Origin of the sequence: Microbispora sp. NBC_01389 (assembly GCF_045040095.1) — a bacterium.
Classification (GTDB): Bacteria; Actinomycetota; Actinomycetes; order Streptosporangiales; family Streptosporangiaceae; genus Microbispora.
Window position 1 is genome coordinate 621,850 of sequence record NZ_CP109552.1, and the last position, 19,606, is coordinate 641,455.

Consider the following 19,606-nt stretch of genomic DNA (forward strand, 5'->3'; position numbering starts at 1 on the left):
AAAGGAAGATTCTCTAGCTGCGGCAACGGCCTGCCCGGGACGGCCGGCCCCTCACTGTCGGTCATGTAACGAAAAGGCCACACGAGGGCGGCGCCGGGTTTGGCGCCAAACGCCGACATACCGGCGAAAGTCCTGCGCTGTATGGTTCTGGCTATCCCTTTACTGACGCATGGGACGCATGAGGCGTTCCACGACAGACCAAGGAGTTCCAAATGAAGCGCACCCTCGCCTTCGGTGGCCTCGTCGCCACCGCCGGCCTCCTGGCCGCGGGCCTTTCCGTCCCCGCTCAGGCGGCCAGTGACGTCGCCAGCGCCCCGCTGGCCGCCACCGGCATCCAGGCCAAGAGCATCGCCGCCTTCTGGTTCAGCGAGCGCATGGCCAACCTGATCAACGCCACGCCGTACACCGTCGAGACCAAGGTCGCCGCCAAGCACCTCTCCAAGGGCGGGCCGTCGGCCGACAGCAAGCCGGGTGTCGTGCCGGCGATCGGCGACGAGAAGAAGTCGGCCGCCAAGTCGAAGAACGTGAACCTGCCCAAGACCACGGGCAAGGTGTTCTTCATCGGCGCCGACCACAAGCCGCACTGGTGCTCGGCCACCTCGGTGCAGTCGTCGTACCACAACATGGTGGCCACGGCCGGGCACTGTGTCTACGACACCGCGTCCAACGCCTCCACCATGAACAAGTGGGTCTTCATCCCGGGTTACTACCAGGGCAAGACCCCGTGGGGCATCTACGTCGGCAAGACCGCCTACACGCACTACGACTACGACGTGTACGAGGACGGCGACCGCGACTACGCGTTCGTCACCGTGTACAACGGCATCAAGCTCCCGCCGAACGGGCTCGACGAGGCCTGGGCCATCATCAGGAAGGCCCTGCGCACCGGCGACTGGAGCGAGGTCGAGAAGTACGTCGGCTTCAAGGAGGTCGACAAGGCCACCTTCGAGGCCTACGACAAGGCGAAGCAGCTTCCCGCCTACGCGCGTGACGGCAAGTACTACGCGCTGAAGTTCACCGACGCGGGTCGTCTCGGCGACAACGTCGGTGGTCAGGGTCTGGCCTACAACCAGAAGATCGGCCAGCCGGTCTTCGTGTTCGGCTACCCGAGCGGGTCGCACCCGGACGGCAACTACGCCTTCACCGGCAAGACCCTCAAGTGGAGCTACGGCAAGACCTTCGCCGCGCAGGCCCCGGCCATCAAGGCCGAGGAGCTGCAGGCCGTCAAGTCCTCCTTCACCGGTGAGGGCGCGCTCGGCTCGGCGTGGCTGCTCAAGTACAACAACGGCCGTCGTCTCGGCTACCTGAACGGCGTGACCATCGGCGTCTCCGACACCGACGGCAACGACCGCTACGACACCTCCGTCTCCCCGTACTTCGACGGCGAGACCTACGGCGTCTACAGCGCGGCCAAGAACAACTGGTCCGGCTCGATCGCCTAACTCTCTCCGAGAGCACAAGCGGTCACCCGTCAGGGGTCCACACCCTGACACGGTCCACCCGAAGGGCCCGGCTTCCGAGCCGGGCCCTTTCGGCGTCTCCGGGGGCCGGAGACGGGGATTGCGGGCACGATTAGACGGTTCGGCCGCCGATTCCGCTCCCTTCCATGCGTGTGATTTAGGTCACACCTATGAGACCCACCGCCGGCCCGCACTCCCTCACAGCGAGGATTCAGGCTTCCGCCCCACCTGCGCACTCGGCTCCGTTTCGGCCACCCCAAACCGAAACATGGCCCGATCACGGAATGGTAACGCGCCGGAGGGCTCCCCTCCGCGGTGCCGCGAACGCTTTCTGTCATGAAGATCTGCCCGGTATGTTCCTTGGCGATCCCTTTACTGACGCATGGGACGCATGAGGCGCCCCACGACAGAGCAAGGAGCACACCCTCAATGAAGCGCACTCTGGCTCTCGGTGGCCTCGTCGCCACCGCCGGCCTCCTCGCCGCCGGTCTCGCCGCCCCCGCCCAGGCGGCCGGCAAGGGCTGGGCCAAGGACAACATGGCCGCCACGAACCCCGCGGCCCTCCAGGTCATCAAGTACTGGCGGGGTGAGCGGGCGTCGAACTTCGAGAACGCCACGCCGTACGCCGTCGAGACCAAGGTCGCCGCCAAGCACATCTCCAAGGGCGGGCCGTCGGCGGACAGCAAGCCCGGCGTCGTCGCGGCCATCGGCGACGAGAAGAAGTCGAGCAGCACCTCGAAGAACGTGAACCTGCCCAAGACCACGGGCAAGGTGTTCTTCCGCGGCGCCGACGGCAAGCCGCACTGGTGCTCGGCCACCTCCGTGCAGTCGACCTACCACAACCTGGTCGCGACCGCGGGGCACTGTGTGTACGACACGCAGTCGAACAAGGCCACGATGGACTACTGGGTGTTCGTCCCGGGTTACTACCAGGGCAAGACCCCGTGGGGCATCTACGTCGGCAAGACCGCCTACACCCACTACGACTACGACGTGTACGAGGACGGCGACCGCGACTACGCGTTCGTCACCGTGTACAACGGCGTGCTCCCGTCGTGGGAGAAGCGCAAGCTGGTCGTCAAGGACGTCGGCCGCCTCGGCGACAACGTCGGCGGTCAGGGCCTGGCCTACAACCAGAAGATCGGCAGCGCGGTCTACGTCTTCGGTTACCCGAGCGGGTCGCACCCGGACGGCAACCACGCCTTCTCCGGCAAGACGCTCAAGTGGAGCTACGGCAAGACCTTCGCCGCGACCGCTCCGGCCATCAAGGGCGAGGAGCTGCAGGGCGTCAAGTCCTCCTTCACCGGTGAGGGCTCGCTCGGCTCGGCGTGGCTGCTGCAGTACAAGAGCGCCCGTCGTCTCGGCTACCTGAACGGCGTGACCATCGGCGTCTCCGACACCGACGGCAACGACCGCTACGACACCAGCGTCTCCCCGTACTTCGACGGCGAGACCTACGGCGTCTACAACGCGGCCAAGAGCAACTGGACTGGCAAGATCACCGCGCAGTAGTCCGCGCAGTAGTCCGTACGCGAGTCCCACTCGCGTGGACGACCGTACGACCGCGGGCCGGTGGCGAACCCACCGGCCCGCGCCCGTGATGCCCCCGTTCGAACCCCCGTCCGGCCGGCGGAGAACCCCTCGGCAGCGAGCGAACGGTGCCATCCCCCCACCCGAAGCCCCGGCGCAGGCGCCGGGGCTCGGCGCGTTCCGGGGCCCTTTAGACGCGTCACGGGCAGATCCGGTGTCATTCGCTTCATGTGATTTACATCACACTGTCGTTTTTGTGGACCGAAACAATCGTCTCGGGCGTCCCTCGGACCCCACCCTCGCACCTGACCGACTATCTGCGCGAATGTCGGTCTAGATCGTAAAAAATGCTCCTTGGTGTGAAGATTACGGATTGATCTCGACGTTCCGGCGGTCCGAGACGGCGCGGGAACCGCTACCGCATCTCAAGATCATCCATGTATGGTCCAGCCATCCCTTCACTGACGGATGGGGCGCATGAGGCGTCTCACGCCAGACCAAGGAGTTTCCCCATGAAGCGCACTCTCGCCTTTGGTGGCCTCGTGGCCACCGCCGGCCTCCTCGCCGCCGGTCTCGTCACCCCCGCCCAGGCGGCCGGTGACGTGGCCAACGCCCCGCTGGCGTCGACCGGCATCCAGGCCAAGAACATCGCCGCCTTCTGGCTGGCGGAGAACGCGGCCAACCTGATCGCCGCCACGCCGTACAACGTCGAGACCAAGGTCGCCGCCAAGCACCTCTCCAAGGGTGGCCCGTCGGCCGACAGCAAGCCCGGCGTCGTCCCGGCGATCGGCGACGAGAAGAAGACCGCCGCCAAGTCGAAGAACGTGAACCTCCCCAAGACCACCGGCAAGGTGTTCTTCGCGGACGGGTTCAAGAACGTCGGCACCAAGGAGAAGCCGCAGTTCGTCGCGGTCAACCCGCACTGGTGCTCGGCCACCTCCGTGCAGTCGACCTACCACAACATGGTCGCCACCGCCGGTCACTGCGTCTACGACACGGTGTCCAACAAGGCGACCATGAACTACTGGGTGTTCGTCCCGGGTTACTACCAGGGCAAGACCCCGTGGGGCGTGTACGTCGGCAAGACGGCCTACACCCACTACGACTACGACGTCTACGAGGACGGCGACCGCGACTACGCGTTCGTCACCGTCTACAACGGCCTCAAGGTCAACGGTGGCACGGCCGACCGCTCGGCCCCGGTGGACCGCACCGAGGTGTCGAAGGAGACGTGGGACGCCTACCTCAAGAACGCCCCCTTCCTGCTCGCGGGGATCACGGACGGCAAGTACTACGTCAAGAAGTTCGTCGACGCGGGTCGCCTCGGTGACAACGTCGGCGGGCAGGGCCTGGCCTACAACCAGAAGATCGGCCAGCCGGTCTTCGTGTTCGGCTACCCCAGCGGCTCGCACCCGGACGGCAACCACGCCTTCTCCGGCAACACCCTCAAGTGGAGCTACGGCAAGACGTTCGCCGCGCAGGCCCCGGCCATCAAGGCCGAGGAGCTGCAGGGCGTCAAGTCCTCCTTCACCGGTGAGGGCTCGCTCGGCTCGGCGTGGCTGCTCAAGTACAACAACGGCCGCCGTCTCGGCTACCTGAACGGCGTGACCATCGGCGTCTCCGACACCGACGGCAACGACCGCTACGACACCAGCGTCTCCCCGTACTTCGACGGCGAGACCTACGGCGTCTACAACGCGGCCAAGAACAACTGGTCCGGCTCGATCGCCTGAGTGCTCACGCGCTCTGACCGATTGGCTTGACACACAGGTTGAAAAACAGGGTCCGGCTTCGGCCGGGCCCTGTTCCTTTTTTGCGCAGTTGTTTCCGACGTGAGGCCTGTGCGCTGTATGTTCCTTCGCATCGCGTCGACGAGTGCCGCGCGGGAGACGTTCCACGGCAAGGAGATCGGGTGAAGCGCATCCTCGCCCCGCTGGCAGGGGCGGTGGCGACGTCCGCGTTGCTCGGCATGGTCGTTCCCGCGCCCGCGCGGGCCTACGACATCACGGTGACGAGCCCGCTGGTCCCCCAGGCGGAGGTCTCCTCCACGCTCGCCTACTGGCTCGGGAACGGCGCGCGTGCGTTCGCCGCCGCGACGCCCTATCTCCTGCCGGTGACGATCACCGCCACCCCCGTCCCGCGCGGCGACGCGGAGCCCGATGGCGACCGGGGCGTGGTGCCCGCCGTCGCGGGGGCCAGGCGGGTGCCCGGCGTCTCACGGAACGTCAACCTGCCGCGAACCGCGGGCAGGGTGTTCTTCGTCGGTGCCGACCACCGCCCGCACTGGTGCGCGGGCACCTCGGTCCAGGCCGATCACCGCAACCTCGTCGCGACCGCCGGTCACTGTGTGTACGAGCCCGGGCGGCGGCCCTCCGTGGCGGCGGCCCGGACCTACCGCCACTGGGTCTTCGTGCCCGGGTTCTCCAGGGCCGCCTCCGGGGCCACGGCGCCTCTCGGCGTCTATCCCGGCAAACAGGCCTTCGCCCACCAGGACTTCACCCGCTACGGCGACCTCGACCGCGACTACGCCTTCGTCAGCGTCCACGACGGCGTGCTGCCCCGGCGGGTCGCGCTTTCCGGCGCCGCGCGGTACGCCGCTTTCACCGGTCCGAAGTACCGCACCCGGACGGGCTACACCGGCGTGCTGCTGACCCGCGCGGGCCGCCTCGGCGACAAGGTGGGAGAGCAGGGCCTGGCCTACAACCTCCCGGTCCGCGGATCTCTCGCCGTCTTCGGCTATCCCGTCGGTCCCGCCTCCGGCGCGGCGCCCACCGGTTTGCGCCGGTCGTACGGAAGACCGTTTCGCGTCTGGGATCTGACCCAAAAGGCGGACGAACTGGTGGCCGTACGCGCGCCCTTCGTGTCCGCGGGGGGATCGCCGTGGCTGGCCGCGTATCGGGGCGGGCGCGGGCTCGGCTACCTCAACGGCCTGACGATCGGCATGTCCGGCCAGTCCATCGCCCTCTCGCCCTATTTCGACGGCGAGTTGTTCCATGTGTACGACGCCGCCCGGCACGAGCGCGTCCCTTCTCCCGCCTGAGAGCGTTTCGACCGGCGACCCGCCGCGAAACATACCGGACACAAAAAGGCCCTTAATTCCGGACACGTCTTCTTATCTACGACTTATGGCAACAAGCTCCTGTGCGGTAAGTTCCTTGACATCCCTTTACTGACGCATGGGGCGTAAGTGACGTCCCACGTACAGCGCGAGGAGCGACCCCCCTATGAAGAAGCACGTGCTTCTCCCGATCGGCGCGATCGTCGCCGCGGGACTTGCGGCGACAGCCCTGACCGCTCCGGCCCAGGCCGGAAAGGTCATCAGCACCGACAAGCTCGCCAGCGCGGCCGGCGTCGGCGACGTCGTGAAGTTCTGGCTCGACGGCAACGGCTACAAGCTCAAGTCGGCCGACCCGTACGGTCTGGAGCACAAGCAGGTTCCCAAGCACGTTTCCAAGGGAGCCCCCGCCGCCGACGGCAAGCCGGGCATCGTGCCGGCGATCGGCGACGAGAAGAAGACCGCCGCGAAGTCCAAGAACGTCAACCTGCCGAAGACCGTCGGCCGGGTCTTCTTCAGCCTCGGCAGCGGCCTCTACTCCTGCTCCGCCTCCTCGGTGCAGTCCGCGTACCACAACCTCGTCGCCACGGCGGGCCACTGCGTCTACAACATCGAGACCAACCACGATGTCGTGGACAACTGGATCTTCATCCCGGGCTACTACGACGGCAAGGCCCCCTGGGGCGTGTACGTCGGCAAGCAGGCGTTCACGCACTACGACTTCGACGTGTACGAGGACGCCGACCGCGACTACTCGTTCGTCACCGTCTACAACGGCATCGGGTACGACCTCCAGAAGAAGTTCGTCGACCTCGGCCCGCTGGGCAACAACGTCGGCGGCCAGGGCCTGGCCTACAACCAGAAGGTCGGCGCGCCGGTCTTCGTGTTCGGCTACCCCTCGGCGCCGCACGGCGACGGCGACTACGTGTGGACCGGCCAGACGGTCAAGTGGTGCTACGGCAAGCCGTACTTCCCGGTCAAGGAGCCCTCGGTCAAGGTCGAGGAGCAGGTGGGCCTCAAGTGCTCGATGACCGGCGGCTCGTCCGGCGGCCCCTGGATCCTCAAGTACAGCAGCGCCCGCCGTCTCGGCTACATCAACGGTGTGACCAGCCTCGGCGGGGACACCGACGGCAACGACCGTAGCGACATGATCAGCTCCCCGTACTTCGACGGCGAGACCTACGGCGTCTACAAGGCGGCCTACTCGCTGTGGTCCGGCTCGCTGGTCCGCAAGGACGGCACGATCGGCATCACCGAGGCCAAGTCCGAGTGACGCCCGCCTCCGGTGGGGTCCGGTCCCTCGTGGCAGGCCCCACCGTGGGCACCCGTTCGCCCAGGTTGTGGCGGCAGGTGCGGCGGCGGGCACGGCGAGCGCGCCCTGTCACACGCCAACCGCCGCCCTGCCGGCGCGCCGGCCACGCTCCAGCAGCGCCGCCACCCGCGGATCCGCGGCGTACGGCGCCAGTCGCCGGCGCAGGTCCGCGACGTAGGTCCGGGTGCGCGCCGACTGGATGCCCTCGGCCGCGTCGAGCGCCGAGGACGCGACCTGGCACGCCTCCTCCAGCTCGCCCTCCTGGATCAGGGCCGAGGCGAGCAGCGCGAGGTTGAACATCCTCCCCCGCACGTATCGCCCGTCCATCACCAGCGACCGCCTGGCCTGCCGTACGGCTTCTCCGCCGTCGCCGAGGTCGCGCAGGCAGTGGGCCGACTTCGCGGCCAAGTAGGCCTCGTCGAAGTAGCCGATCCAGCGGGGCTCGTTCTGCGGAGAGCGCCGGTCGAAGGCGATCTCGGCCTCGTGCAGCGCGGTCCCGCACCCCGCCCGGTCCCCCAGCAGCGCGAGGGCGTGCGCCTCCAGCACGCGGGTCTCGGCGAGCAGGGTGCGGACCCCCGAGCGCCGGGCCGCCTCGACCCCCGCCCTGGCCAGCTCCAGCCCGTGCCGGGCGTGCCCGATGTAGAGGGCCTGGTGGCTCATCCCGGCCAGGATCTCGCCGCTCAGCGCGTGGTCGCCCGCGCCCCGCGCCAGGCCGAGCGCCTGGATGAGGTAGCGCTGCGCGAGCCCGTGCCGCTCCAGGTCGTAGGCCATCCATCCGGCGAGCCGGGTCAGCTCGGCCGCCGCGGTCGCGAGCGACCGCCCGGTGGCCTCGCCGTACGCGCCCTCGCGCAGCAGCGGCGTCACGGCGGTGTGCAGGTAGCGCACGACCGGCCCGCGCACGCTGCCGCCGCCGAACCGGTTGTCGAGCTCCCCGAACGACCGGGTGACCTCCCGGATGGCGGCGACGTCCGAGGCCCCGACCCGGCGTGGCCCGGCCGCGGAAAGCCGCTCCGCGGGCGGCGCCGCCAGCCAGTGAGCGAGTCCCGCCGAGCCCGCTCCCAGGGCGAAGGTGGAGTCGAGCAGGAACCTGCGCCGCTCGACGTCGGCTCTCCACAGTGCTGTCACGCTTGCCACACCCTCCTGCCACGAATGGGGAAACCGCTCTCCCACGCCGAGGCCGCCGAGCCGTCGGGCCAGGCACCTGATGCGGTCGAGGTCACGTCGCATCGCTCTTCCAACCGGGGACAGGTAACAGCCGATGAGGTTACGGAGAGCTTTCTTTATAGCACTTACCGTGACGAGGTAAAGGGGTTCTCAAGCGCTCGCGACGGAAAAGGGGCCGGGCGCCGCACGGCACCCGGCCCCTCCGCCTCGTCAGGGCGCGGGATCACTTACGCGCGACGCCGTCCTCGCGGGCCTGGCGCGCGACGGCGGCGATCACCGCGGGGGCGACCCGCGCGTCGAACGGCGAGGGGATCACGTAGCTCTCCGACAGGTCGTCCCCGACCACGGCCGCGAGCGCCTCGGCCGCCGCCACCTTCATGTTCTCGGTGATGGTCCTGGCGCGGACGTCGAGAGCGCCCCGGAAGACCCCCGGGAAGGCCAGCACGTTGTTGATCTGGTTGGGGTGGTCGGACCGGCCGGTGGCGACCACACGGGCGTACCGGGCCGCCACCGAGGGCTCGACCTCGGGCGTGGGGTTGGACAGCGCGAACACGATCGAGTCCCGCGCCATCCCGGCGACGGCCAGCTCGGAGATGGTGGAGCCGGAGAGCCCGACGAACACGTCGGCCCCGGCGAGGGCCGCCTCGGTGGAGCCGGCCAGGCCCGCCTTGTTGGTGTCCCTGGCCAGCGCCCGCTTGACCTGGTTCAGGTCGTCGCGGCCGGTGTGGATGATCCCCTTGGAGTCGGCGACCGCGATGTCGCCGATCCCGGAGTTCAGCAGGATCCGCGAGACGGCGACGCCGGAGGCGCCCGCGCCGGCGACGACGGCGCGCAGGTCGCCGAGCGACCGCCCGGTGAGGCGGGCCGCGTTGCGCAGCGCGGCGAGCACCACGATCGCGGTGCCGTGCTGGTCGTCGTGGAAGACGGGGATGTCCAGGAGCGCCCGCAGGCGGTCCTCCACCTCGAAGCAGCGGGGGGCGCTGATGTCCTCGAGGTTGACGCCGCCGAAGGAGGGCGCGAGCCGGACCACGGTCTCGACGATCGCGTCCACGTCCGTGCAGTCGATGCAGACGGGCACCGCGTCGACGCCGGCGAACTGCTTGAACAGCAGGGCCTTGCCCTCCATCACGGGCATCGCGGCGGCGGGCCCGATGTCGCCGAGTCCCAGCACCGCGGTGCCGTCGGAGACCACGGCCACGACGTTGGAGACCCAGGTGTAGTCGTTGACCAGGTCGGGGTTGTCGGCGATGGCGGTGCAGACGCGGGCGACACCGGGGGTGTACGCGAGCGACAGGTCTCCGGCGTCGCGGACCGGGACGGTGGAGCGGACCTCCAGCTTGCCGCCGCGGTGCAGCGCGAACGCGGGATCCAGATCGAGAGAAGTCAAGGAATCAGGTGTAACGGTCACAGCGACCCCAGTGTCGAAAGGACGAGTTCCTTCGGTAGACGCCGTCAAGAGAACGAGAGCCCAGGCTTCGGTAGCCGCCGGAGGCCGTCGTCATTGACGGTCGTCTCTTGAGGGGGTACGGGGGTCACCCGTCTCCCGATTGTGCCACACGAACCACCGCCCGCCCCTCCCCCGGCGACCCCAGATCGTTGCCCCTATGGGTGTTCCCCCAGGCCATGTGGCGTGTAATACTCGGCTTTGCCGGTGATCTCTCACGCACTTGGGCGCCCCAGTGGACTTGACGTCTTACGCCGAGCTGGCCGTTCAGCTGGTCAACATGGGCGACGAGCTCAGAAACCCCTTCTCCCTGCGGTCGCTGCTGGAGGAGACGGGCCGTACGGAGGCGGCCTCCCGCCTCACCCGCCGTGACATCGACGCGCTGTGGGAGCTCCGCGAGGAACTCGCGGGGGTGTTCGAGGCCGCGGCGGGCGGAGACGACGCCGACGTGGTCGACCGGCTCAACGGCCTGCTGGTCCGGCATCCCGTGCATCCGCAGATCTCCGGCCACGACGGCCAGCCCTGGCACCTGCACCTGACCGAGGGCGGCCGGGTCGCCGACGCCCTCTCGGTCGGGTCGGTCATGGGCCTCGCCAGCGTGGTGACCCGCCTCGGCGTGGACCGGCTCGGCCTCTGCCAGGCGTCGCCGTGCCGCAACGCCTACATCGACACCTCCTCCAACCGGTCGCGCCGCTACTGCTCGGAGCGGTGCGCCAGCCGGGCCAACGTGGCGGCGTACCGGGCCCGCAGGCGCGGAGCCTGACCCCGCGAGCCCGACCCCGGCGTCAGCCGGCCGGCGCGGGGAAGCGCAGCGCGGGCCGGGGCCAGTAGCGCAGCACGACCCTGCCCAGGACGTCGGCCTCGGGCACCGCGCCGAAGTCCCAGCTGTCGCGGCGCCCGGGAGCCGACTGGTTGTCGCTCTCCAGCCACCAGCCGTCGCCGGTGAGCCGGAAGGCCCGCTTGACGATCAGCCCGTGCGGCCGCCTGGCGACCACCAGGTCACCCGGCCGCACGGCGGCGCCGAGCCGTACCAGCAGCCAGTCTCCGGGCCGCAGCGCGGGCCTCATCGAGTCGCCGGAGACACATACGGCGGTGAGCACATCCCCCTCCGCGTGGCGTTTTCGAGACGAGTAAGGTCGGTCCTGGAAAGGTGCTGTCATCAGCATTCCTAAGGAAGGATTCCGATGCTCGCACGACTGCTGCGACCCCGGCACGAGGCGTCCGCTCACTGCGACCTGCCGTGCGGGGTCTACGACCCGGCGCAGGCCCGCATCGAGGCCGAGTCGGTGAAGGCGATCATTAAGAAGTACGCCGACAACGACGACCCGGTCTTCCGGACCCGCGCGCTGCTCATCAAGGAACAGCGGGCCGAGCTGGTCAAGCATCACCTCTGGGTGCTGTGGACCGACTACTTCAAGCCCCCGCACCTTGAGCAGTACCCCCAGCTCCACCAGCTCTTCTGGGACGCCACGAAGCTCGCGGGCGCGGCCGGTGCCAAGGGCACCGTCGACCCCGGGCTGGCCGACGACCTCCTGGCGAAGATCGAGGAGATCTCCAAGATCTTCTGGGAGACCAAGGCGGCCTGAGCCGGGCGCGACCCGGCCCCGCATCGGCCCCGCCGCGCGGGGCCGGGTCGCCTGGAATGCCGCCCCGGAAAGCATCCCAGAGCACGTGACAAGGGCATGTACGTCAGGCGCGACGAAACCCCATAGAGGCTTCGTATTCGGTACTACGGAATTTACGAGGAGTTACCTCCAAGGAACGCCATAATCGGCGCGTCTGGCCGGGGCAGCACCGTCCAAGTGGCGGTAAGTTGCAGTCAGCGGCAGTGAGCCGGCTCGAAGGGGCGAGGAGGAACGTGACCGAGGAAACCGAGACGCCTGCGGTGGATCTGACCGGGATTCGCGACGCTGTGAGTGTCCGGCTGCCCGCCGTGAGCGCCTATCTGTCCGTGCTGCGCACGGCCACCGCCGGGCTCGCCGCACGGCTCGACTTCACCCTCGACCAGATCGAGGACCTGCGCATCGCGGTGGACGAGGCCTGCGCCATGCTGCTGCGGCACGCCGTACCCGGAACGGACCTCCTCGCGGAGTTCGAACTCACCGGCCCGGAGATGACGGTGCGTGTCGAGGTGAACACCCTCGGCGTCAGCACGCCCAACCGGGAGGACTTCGCCTGGATGGTGCTGACCGCGCTGGCCGACGACGTGGACGCCATCTCCGACCACGCCGACCATCTGGCGATCATGCTGCGTAAGCGCCGGAGCGCGGCGGGGCCGTCGTGACGGAAAGGACGAGTGCGATGGCCTCCGGCGACTCGGCGGCGGTGCCGGACCGCGTACGCGCGCGAACGCTCTTCGCCGAGCTCTCGGAGCTGCCGCCGGAGGACCCGAGGCGCCAGCGGATCCGCGACGAGCTGGTCGAGCTGCACCTGCCGCTCGTGGAATATCTCGCCCGCCGGTTCCGCAACAGGGGCGAGTGGCTCGACGACCTGACGCAGGTCGCCACGATCGGTCTCATCAAGTCGATCGACCGCTTCGACCTCGGCCGCGGCGTGGAGTTCTCCACGTACGCGACCCCGACCATCGTCGGGGAGATCAAGCGGCACTTCCGCGACAAGGGCTGGGCGGTCCGCGTGCCGCGCCGGCTGCAGGAGCTCAAGCTCGCGCTCACCAAGGCGATAAGCGAGCTGTCGCAGCGGGAGAGCCGGGCCCCCACGGTCGCCGAGCTCGCCGTCCACCTGGGGATGACCGAGGAGGAGGTCCTGGAGGGCCTGGAGTCGGCCAACGCCTACTCCACCGTGTCGCTCGACGCGCCCGACTCGGGCGACGACGACGCTCCCGCCGTCTCCGACTCGCTCGGCATCGTGGACGAGTCGCTGGAGGGCGTGGAGTACCGCGAGTCGCTCAAGCCGCTGCTGGAGCGCCTGCCGCCGCGGGAGAAGAGAATCCTGCTGCTGCGCTTCTTCGGCAACATGACGCAGTCCCAGATCGCCACCGAGCTGGGCATCTCGCAGATGCACGTGTCCCGGCTGCTCGCCCGGACCCTGGCCCAGCTCCGCGAGGGCCTGACCGCCGAGGACTGAGCTCCGGACCGACGAGCCGGACAAACGAGCCGGACAGGAACAACCGAGACGCCGCACTCCCCCCGGCGGCGCCCGGGCAGCGGCGCCCGATCGGCAGGGCCCGATCAGCAGGGCGGGCCCAGCCGGATCAGGAGCCGTCCTCGCCCATCAGCGCGTGGGTCGAGGCCGGAGCGAGCAACGCGACCAGGGCCGCGACGGCGGCGACGACGAGCGGCACGCCGAAGCCGTACTGCGCCGACTGGATCAATGTGATCGCGACGGGCAGCGCGAAGATCTGGGTGACGACCGACGGCCCCCTGCTCCAGCGCAGCATGTGCCACAGGCCCCGGGCGACCCAGATCAGGCCGGCCCCGCCGAGCACGCCGAACCCGGCCACCGCGATGCCGGTCACCAGGTCGGTGGCCTTGCCGATCAAAGTCTCGACGCCGACATAGCCGCCCATCACTACGGCGAGCAGGCCCTCGGCGGCCAGGACGGCGGCGGCCACCGTGAGCGTCGCGGGGCGGCCGGCGGAACTGCTGATCACAACGCCCCACCCTACCCGTACGGGTGGCCGCCCTCCCTGGGAGGCGTCACCCGGCGGAAGCGGTAAACGGTTCGTTAACCTTCAGGCATGCGGGCTCTCCTCCTCGTGAATCCCAAGGCCACCTCGACGCACCGGCGCACGCGGGACGTGCTGATCCGGGCGCTCGGCGCCGCCGTGGACCTGTCGGTCGAGGAGACCGCCTACCGCGGCCACGCGACCACGCTCGCCGCGACGGCGCGGGCCAAGGGGTTCGACGCGGTGGCCGTGCTCGGCGGCGACGGAACGATCAACGAGACCGTCAACGGGCTGCTCCACACGCGTCCGGGCGGGCGCGCGAGCGAACGGCCGGCCCTCATCGTCATCCCCGGCGGCAGCGCGAACGTCTTCGCCCGCGCCCTCGGGCTGCCCAACAACCCGGTCGAGGCGACCGGAGCCGTCCTGGAGGCGCTGCGCGAGGACCGGCGCCGCGTCATCGGTCTCGGACAGGCGATTTGGCACAATGAGGTTTCGGGCCCCGATCCCGGGGCAGGAGCGGGCCCTGACCAACAGAGGTCCCGATATTTCACATTTTGTGCAGGGCTGGGATACGACGCGGAGGTTGTCCGGGCCGTGGAGGGTCTGCGGAGCGCGGGATACCGCGCGTTGCCCGCCCTCTACGTAGGCACGGCGGTGCGTCACTTCTTCGTGACCGACCGGCGGCGTCCGGCGATCCGGCTGGCGCGTCCCGGCCTGCCCACAGAGGATGGGATTTTCCAGGCGATCGTGTCGAACACGGCGCCCTGGACGTACGCCGGTACACGTCCGATCAACCCGACACCGTGGGCCGGCTTCGAGACGGGGCTCGATCTGCTCGGGCTCCGCAGGTTGAATCTGCCCGCCATGCTCTCGCTGGTCCGCCAGATCATCGGAGAGCACCGGGGATTGCCGCGCGGTAAACACCTCGTTCAGACGCATGACGAAGAGGAGTTCACCCTCCTCGCCTCCCGGCCGGTGGCCTTCCAGCTCGACGGTGACTACCTGGGAGAACACGAGTGGGTGATCTTTCGCGCTATCCCGGACGCGTTACAAGTCCTCGTCTAAGCTGTTACATGTAGTCATAGTGTGACGCATCCGACAGCCACGACGGGCAAAACCTTGTCCCAAACCTCTTGTGTGGTGTTGGTACGGCTGAAAAGCTGAATCACGACGTCGGAACGTAGGACCTTTACGGAGATCACAGCCTCTGTACAGGCCCCCGGCGATCGCATGGACACATCCCGGCACCTAACCCTGGAACCGGGTAAACGTCCGCCTTAGTTAGTGAAAGAGTTCACAAAGTTGACGGCCAGCGGAGCCACAACGGCTCCATCTGACGAAGGAGTGGAACGCATGGACTGGCGCCACCGCGCTGCCTGCCGTGACGTGGACCCCGAACTGTTCTTCCCGATCGGGAACACCGGTCCCGCGCTCATGCAGATCGACGAGGCCAAGCAGGTGTGCCGGCGATGCACGGTCGCCGACTCCTGCCTGAAGTGGGCCCTGGAGTCCGGCCAGGACGCCGGCGTCTGGGGCGGATACAGCGAGGACGAGCGCCGCGCACTCAAGCGCCGCACGGCTCGTGCCCGCGCCCGCGCCGCCGTTTGATCAACATATCTGATCACACGTTCGATCCCGGCCGTCCGGCCGCCGTACGCGACCGTCCTCGGTGAATGCCCTCGCGGCGTTCACCGGACGGCGGCGCACGCTCGGGTCGCAGGACCCTGTCGATCGCATGTCGGTCATCGCGTCCACTATGGCATCCCCCACACCGCCGCGATGACGCGGGGTGCCCCTCACGCGCGTCAGGCGGGCTGCACCGGGATGCTGATTCTCACCTCGGTCCCCCCGCCGTCCCTCCCCGCCACGCCCAGGCGGCCCGACAGCTCGCCGACGACCAGCGTTCGGACGATCTGGAGCCCTAGGCTCCCGGTCGCCTCCAGGTCGAAGTCCGCGGGCAGGCCCCTGCCGTCGTCGGCCACCACGACCTCCAGCCGGTCGGCGTCCCGGCTGACGACGACCTGCACGTTGCCCGAGGAATGCGCGAAGCCGTGCTCGACCGCGTTCTGGAGCAGCTCCGTCAGCACCATCGCGATCGGGGTCGCGACCGCCGCGGGAAGTACGCCGAAGCCGCCCGTCCGCTTGATCGCCACCTGCGCGACAGCCACCTCCGCCGTCATCGCGATGACCCGGTCGGCGATGTCGTCGAACTCGACCATCTCCTCCGGCATCTGCGCGAGGATCTCGTGGACGATCGCGATGGACCCGACCCGGCGCACCGCCTCGTTCAGGGCCTCCTGCCCCTCGGGATTGTTCAGGCGGCGCGCCTGGAGCCGCAGCAACGCCGCCACGGTCTGCAGGTTGTTCTTGACCCGATGATGGATCTCCCGGATCGTCGCGTCCTTGGTCAGCAGCTCGCGCTCGCGCCGCCGCAGCTCGGTCACGTCGCGGATCAGCACCAGCGCGCCGATGCGGCCGCCCCCGACGATCAGCGGGATCGCCCGTAGCTGCACGACCGTGCCGCCGTTCTCCACCTCGGTCTCCCGGTGCGCCCGCCCGCTGGCGACGAGCATCAGATCCTCGTTGATCGGCTCGTCCGAGTAGCACAGGCCGGCGGTCGTCTTCCCGAGGTCCGCGCCCACGAGGTCGGCGTGCAGGCCGAGGCGGCGGTACGCCGACAGGGCGTTCGGCGACGCGTAGGTGACCCGGCCGGCCTTGTCCAGCCGGAGCAGGCCGTCGCCCACGCGGGGCGACCTGACCAGGATCGGCTCCTCCTCCGCGAAGGGGAACCTGCCCTCCGCCACCATCTGCGCGAGGTCGGAGGCGCTCTGCAGGTACGTCAGCTCCAGCCGGGAGGGGGTGCGCGCCGACGACAGGTTGGTGGACCGCTGGATCACCCCGATGATCGAGCCCTCCATGCCCCGCCGTACGGGGATGGTCTCCTCTCGCACCGGCACACCGCTCGACCAGTCGGGGTCGCCCTCCCGGCAGATGCGGCGCTCGGCCCAGGCGACGTCGATCAACGGCCGCTCTCCCGCGGCCACGGACATCCCCACCACGTCGTCGTGGTAGACGGTGGGACCGGTCGTGGGACGCATCTGGGCCACCGCCAGCCACCTCGTGCCGCCCTGGTCGGGAACCCAGAGGATCAGGTCGGCGAACGACAGGTCGGCGAGCAGCTGCCAGTCCGAGACCAGGGAGTGAATCCAGTCGAGGTCGGCGGACTCGAGTGCGGTGTGACGCGACACGAGGTCGCTGAGAGTCGGCACGTGTGCATGATGCGCCGCCTGCCGGGCCGAAAGCGAATCGACCTTCGCCACCTGGCAGGATGCACCATATGACGGGGCCGATGACAGGGCCGACATGACAGGGCCGATGGACAGACTGCGCGCGGCGGCGGCGCGGCGGGAGGCGGCGGGCCTGCGGCGTGCCCTGCGCCCGCGCACGCCCGACCACGACGGGCTGCTCGACCTCGCCTCCAACGACTACCTCGGCCTCTCGCGGGACGAGCGGATCGTCGAGGCGGCCGTCCGCGCCACCCGCGAATGGGGGGCGGGCTCCACCGGGTCGCGCCTGGTGACCGGGTCGACCCGGCTGCACGCGGAGCTGGAGGACCGGCTCGCCGCCTTCACGGGAGCGTCCGGCGCCCTGGTGTTCTCGTCGGGATACCTCGCCAACCTCGCCGCCGTCGCCGCCCTCGGCCGGGACGGTCTGATCGTCTCCGACGCCGGCAACCACGCCTCGATCGTGGACGCCTGCCGGCTGTCGCGGTCGCGGGTCGTGGTCACGCCGCACGGGGACACCGAGGCGGTGGCCAAGGTCCTGGCCGAACGGCACGAGGAGCACGCCCTCGTCGTCACCGACGCCGTGTTCTCCGTCGACGGAGACGTCGCGCCGCTGCGCGCCCTGCACGAGGCCGCCGTACGGCACGGCGCGCTGCTCGTGGTGGACGAGGCCCACGCGCTCGGCGTCGTCGGCGACCACGGCAGGGGCGCGGCGCACGCGGCCGGGCTGGCCGGCCGGCCGGACGTCGTGCGGACCGTCACGTTGTCGAAGTCGCTGGGCTCCCAGGGCGGCGCGGTCCTGGGCGCCCCCGAGGTGATCGCCGCGCTCGTCGACACCGGCCGGTCGTTCATCTTCGACACCGGCCTCGCCCCCGGGTGCGCGGGGGCCGCCCTGGCCGCCCTCGACCTGCTGGAGGCGTCTCCCGGCCTGCCCGCCCGCGCCCGCGAGAGGGCGCGGGAGCTGGCCGCGCTGGCCCGCGGGCTCGGCCTGGAGACGGCCGACCCCGCCGCCGCCGTGGTGCCGGTCGCGCTCGGCCCGCCCCGGCTCGCACTCGCGGCGGCGGCACTGTGTGCGGATCACGGGGTGCGCGTGGGATGCTTCCGCCCACCGTCGGTGCCGCAGGACCGCGCGTGTCTGCGGTTGACCGCACGTGCCGATCTGCGGTCCGATGATCTCGTGGTGGTCCGGGGTGCGCTCACCGCTGTGGCCGAGATGACGAAAGGGCCGAGTCGAGGGTGGGACGGTTGACGGAGCACGGCGAGGACTCTCCCCGCGTGCCGAAGTACTACGACGTGAAGCGGAGTCTCCTGGAACTCACCAAGAGCCTGCCCGCGGGCAGCGCGCTCCCGCCCGAGCGCGCCCTGGCCGTACGCTTCGAGACCTCGCGGACGACGGTCCGGCAGGCGCTGTCGGAGCTGGTGGTCGAGGGCAGGCTGCTGCGCATCCAGGGCAAGGGCACGTTCGTCGCGCAGCCCAAGGTCGCGCAGGTGCTCCAGCTCACCTCTTATACGGGCGACCTGCGCACGGTCGGCCTGGAGCCGGACACCAAGATCCTCGACATCAGCTACGTCACCGCCGACGAGACGCTCGGCCGGCGGCTGGCCGTCAACCCCGGCAGCCGGGTGCTGCGCATCCACCGCCTCCGCCTGGCCAACGGCGAGCCGATGTCGATCGACACCACGCACCTCTCCGCCCGCCGCTTCCCCCGGCTGCGGCGGGAACTGGAGGTGCACTCCTCGCTGTACGAGACGCTGCACAACGCCTACAACGTGCGGCTGACCGACGCGGAGGAGGTCATCGAGACCGTGCTCGCCACGCCGTACGACGCGCAGGTGCTCGGGGTGGACGTCGGCCTGCCGATGCTGCTGCTGACCCGGCACGCCTTCGACGCCGACGGCAACCCGGTCGAGTACGCCCAGTCGCTCTACCGCGGCGACCGCTACAAGTTCGTCACCCGCCTCCGCCGGCCGTAATCATGAGTGTTCTCGTGGTGACCGGGACGGACACCGGGGTGGGGAAGACGGTGGTGACGGCCGCGCTCGCTGCGCTGGCGGTGGCGCGGGGCGCGACGGCCGCAGTCGTGAAGCCGGCGCAGACGGGGGTCGCGGCCGGGGAGCCCGGGGACCTCGACGAGGTGATCCGCCTGTCGGGGGTGACCTCGACCTTCGAGATGGCGCGGTATCCCGATCCCCTCTCCCCCGCGGCGGCGGCCCGCGTCCGCGGCCTGCCGCCGCTGTCACTCGCGGCCGCCGCGGCCCGGATCGGGGAACTGGCCGATTCGCACCGGCTGGTGCTCGTCGAGGGCGCCGGGGGGCTGCTCGTCCGGTACGACGAGGAGGGCGGCACGCTCGCGGACCTCGCCCGGCACCTGGACGCCCCGGTGCTCGTGGTGGCCCGCGCCGGGCTGGGCACCCTCAACCACACGGCGCTGACGCTTGAGGCGATGGCGGGCCGGGGCCTCGATCTCGCGGGCGTGGTGATCGGCTCCTGGCCCGCCGTCCCGGGCCTCGCCGACCGCTCGAACGTCGCCGATCTGGAGATGCTCGCCGCCCGCCCGTTGTCGGGCGCGTTGCCGGAGGGCGCGGGGTCGCTCGGCCCCGAGGCGTTCGCCCGGGTGGCGCGGGCGGGCCTGGCCCCCGCGTTCGGCGGCATGTTCGACCCGGCCGCGTTCCGTTCGACCTTTATGCTGCCCCTGTGACAGCAGTGCCCCAACCGGCCGACGGGAGTGCCG

At 69.8% G+C, this 19,606-nt stretch carries 19 protein-coding genes; 14 read left to right on the top strand and 5 right to left on the bottom strand.

The genetic code is table 11. The features are described from left to right. Window positions 1-212 precede the first annotated feature (212 nt). The 5 genes from OG344_RS02880 (at window position 213) to OG344_RS02900 (ending at window position 7,318) form a co-directional block, all read left to right on the top strand. Window positions 213-1,442: a trypsin-like serine peptidase gene (locus OG344_RS02880; protein ID WP_405086862.1), complete on the top strand. Its 1,230-nt coding sequence runs from the start codon at window positions 213-215 to the stop codon at window positions 1,440-1,442. Between the two features lie 447 nt (window positions 1,443-1,889). Continuing rightward, window positions 1,890-2,972 (top strand): trypsin-like serine peptidase, encoded by a 1,083-nt coding sequence (locus OG344_RS02885; protein ID WP_405086863.1) that lies wholly within the window; start codon window positions 1,890-1,892, stop codon window positions 2,970-2,972. A gap of 530 nt (window positions 2,973-3,502) precedes the next feature. After that, window positions 3,503-4,723: a trypsin-like serine peptidase gene (locus tag OG344_RS02890; protein WP_405086864.1), complete on the top strand. Its 1,221-nt coding sequence runs from the start codon at window positions 3,503-3,505 to the stop codon at window positions 4,721-4,723. Between the two features lie 179 nt (window positions 4,724-4,902). After that, a complete protein-coding gene (locus OG344_RS02895) occupies window positions 4,903-6,030 on the top strand; it encodes a trypsin-like serine peptidase (RefSeq protein WP_405086865.1) in 1,128 nt (375 codons plus the stop codon). A gap of 184 nt (window positions 6,031-6,214) precedes the next feature. Beyond that, complete coding sequence (locus OG344_RS02900) at window positions 6,215-7,318, top strand: trypsin-like serine peptidase (RefSeq protein ID WP_405086866.1); 1,104 nt, start codon at window positions 6,215-6,217, stop codon at window positions 7,316-7,318. Between the two features lie 108 nt (window positions 7,319-7,426). Here the strand turns inward: OG344_RS02900 and OG344_RS02905 are convergent, their stop codons facing one another. Further along, window positions 7,427-8,482, bottom strand: a complete 1,056-nt coding sequence (locus tag OG344_RS02905; protein ID WP_405086867.1) for a hypothetical protein — start codon at window positions 8,480-8,482, stop codon at window positions 7,427-7,429. Window positions 8,483-8,744: 262 nt separating this feature from the next. Then, complete coding sequence (locus OG344_RS02910; RefSeq protein WP_405086868.1) at window positions 8,745-9,908, bottom strand: NADP-dependent malic enzyme; 1,164 nt, start codon at window positions 9,906-9,908, stop codon at window positions 8,745-8,747. Between the two features lie 292 nt (window positions 9,909-10,200). Here OG344_RS02910 and OG344_RS02915 point away from each other — a divergent pair, with 292 nt between their 5' ends. Then, complete coding sequence (locus OG344_RS02915) at window positions 10,201-10,728, top strand: CGNR zinc finger domain-containing protein (RefSeq protein ID WP_327047700.1); 528 nt, start codon at window positions 10,201-10,203, stop codon at window positions 10,726-10,728. 22 nt (window positions 10,729-10,750) lie between these two features. Here the strand turns inward: OG344_RS02915 and OG344_RS02920 are convergent, their stop codons facing one another. Beyond that, window positions 10,751-11,065: a S24 family peptidase gene (locus OG344_RS02920; RefSeq protein WP_327047701.1), complete on the bottom strand. Its 315-nt coding sequence runs from the start codon at window positions 11,063-11,065 to the stop codon at window positions 10,751-10,753. Between the two features lie 84 nt (window positions 11,066-11,149). Between OG344_RS02920 and sodN the strand changes: the two genes are divergently transcribed. The 3 genes from sodN (at window position 11,150) to OG344_RS02935 (ending at window position 13,049) form a co-directional block, all read left to right on the top strand. Further along, window positions 11,150-11,551, top strand: coding sequence for a superoxide dismutase, Ni (gene sodN, locus OG344_RS02925; protein ID WP_111700802.1), 402 nt, complete (start codon window positions 11,150-11,152; stop codon window positions 11,549-11,551). Window positions 11,552-11,823: 272 nt separating this feature from the next. After that, on the top strand, window positions 11,824-12,249 hold the full coding sequence (locus tag OG344_RS02930; protein ID WP_327047702.1) for an anti-sigma factor: 426 nt from the start codon (window positions 11,824-11,826) through the stop codon (window positions 12,247-12,249). 17 nt (window positions 12,250-12,266) lie between these two features. Next, a complete protein-coding gene (locus OG344_RS02935) occupies window positions 12,267-13,049 on the top strand; it encodes an RNA polymerase sigma factor SigF (RefSeq protein WP_405086869.1) in 783 nt (260 codons plus the stop codon). 127 nt (window positions 13,050-13,176) lie between these two features. Here the strand turns inward: OG344_RS02935 and OG344_RS02940 are convergent, their stop codons facing one another. Next, window positions 13,177-13,575, bottom strand: coding sequence for a hypothetical protein (locus OG344_RS02940; RefSeq protein WP_327047704.1), 399 nt, complete (start codon window positions 13,573-13,575; stop codon window positions 13,177-13,179). 87 nt (window positions 13,576-13,662) lie between these two features. Between OG344_RS02940 and OG344_RS02945 the strand changes: the two genes are divergently transcribed. After that, complete coding sequence (locus OG344_RS02945) at window positions 13,663-14,655, top strand: diacylglycerol/lipid kinase family protein (RefSeq protein ID WP_405086870.1); 993 nt, start codon at window positions 13,663-13,665, stop codon at window positions 14,653-14,655. A gap of 288 nt (window positions 14,656-14,943) precedes the next feature. Then, window positions 14,944-15,198: a WhiB family transcriptional regulator gene (locus OG344_RS02950; protein ID WP_327047706.1), complete on the top strand. Its 255-nt coding sequence runs from the start codon at window positions 14,944-14,946 to the stop codon at window positions 15,196-15,198. Between the two features lie 197 nt (window positions 15,199-15,395). Here OG344_RS02950 and OG344_RS02955 read toward each other — a convergent pair whose 3' ends face one another. Continuing rightward, window positions 15,396-16,859 carry a sensor histidine kinase gene (locus OG344_RS02955; protein WP_327047707.1) on the bottom strand — a complete coding sequence of 488 codons (1,464 nt, stop codon included), beginning with the start codon at window positions 16,857-16,859 and terminating at the stop codon, window positions 15,396-15,398. Window positions 16,860-16,965: 106 nt separating this feature from the next. Between OG344_RS02955 and OG344_RS02960 the strand changes: the two genes are divergently transcribed. Genes OG344_RS02960 through bioD form a run of 3 tightly spaced genes read left to right on the top strand, consistent with a single transcriptional unit; the run spans window position 16,966 to window position 19,573 of the window. Next, a complete protein-coding gene (locus OG344_RS02960) occupies window positions 16,966-18,123 on the top strand; it encodes an 8-amino-7-oxononanoate synthase (protein ID WP_405086871.1) in 1,158 nt (385 codons plus the stop codon). Further along, window positions 18,120-18,848: a GntR family transcriptional regulator gene (locus OG344_RS02965; protein ID WP_327047709.1), complete on the top strand. Its 729-nt coding sequence runs from the start codon at window positions 18,120-18,122 to the stop codon at window positions 18,846-18,848. The genes OG344_RS02960 and OG344_RS02965 overlap by 4 nt, the downstream gene beginning before the upstream one ends. A 2-nt stretch (window positions 18,849-18,850) precedes the next feature. Further along, complete coding sequence (bioD, locus tag OG344_RS02970) at window positions 18,851-19,573, top strand: dethiobiotin synthase (protein WP_405086872.1); 723 nt, start codon at window positions 18,851-18,853, stop codon at window positions 19,571-19,573. Window positions 19,574-19,606: the final 33 nt, after the last annotated feature.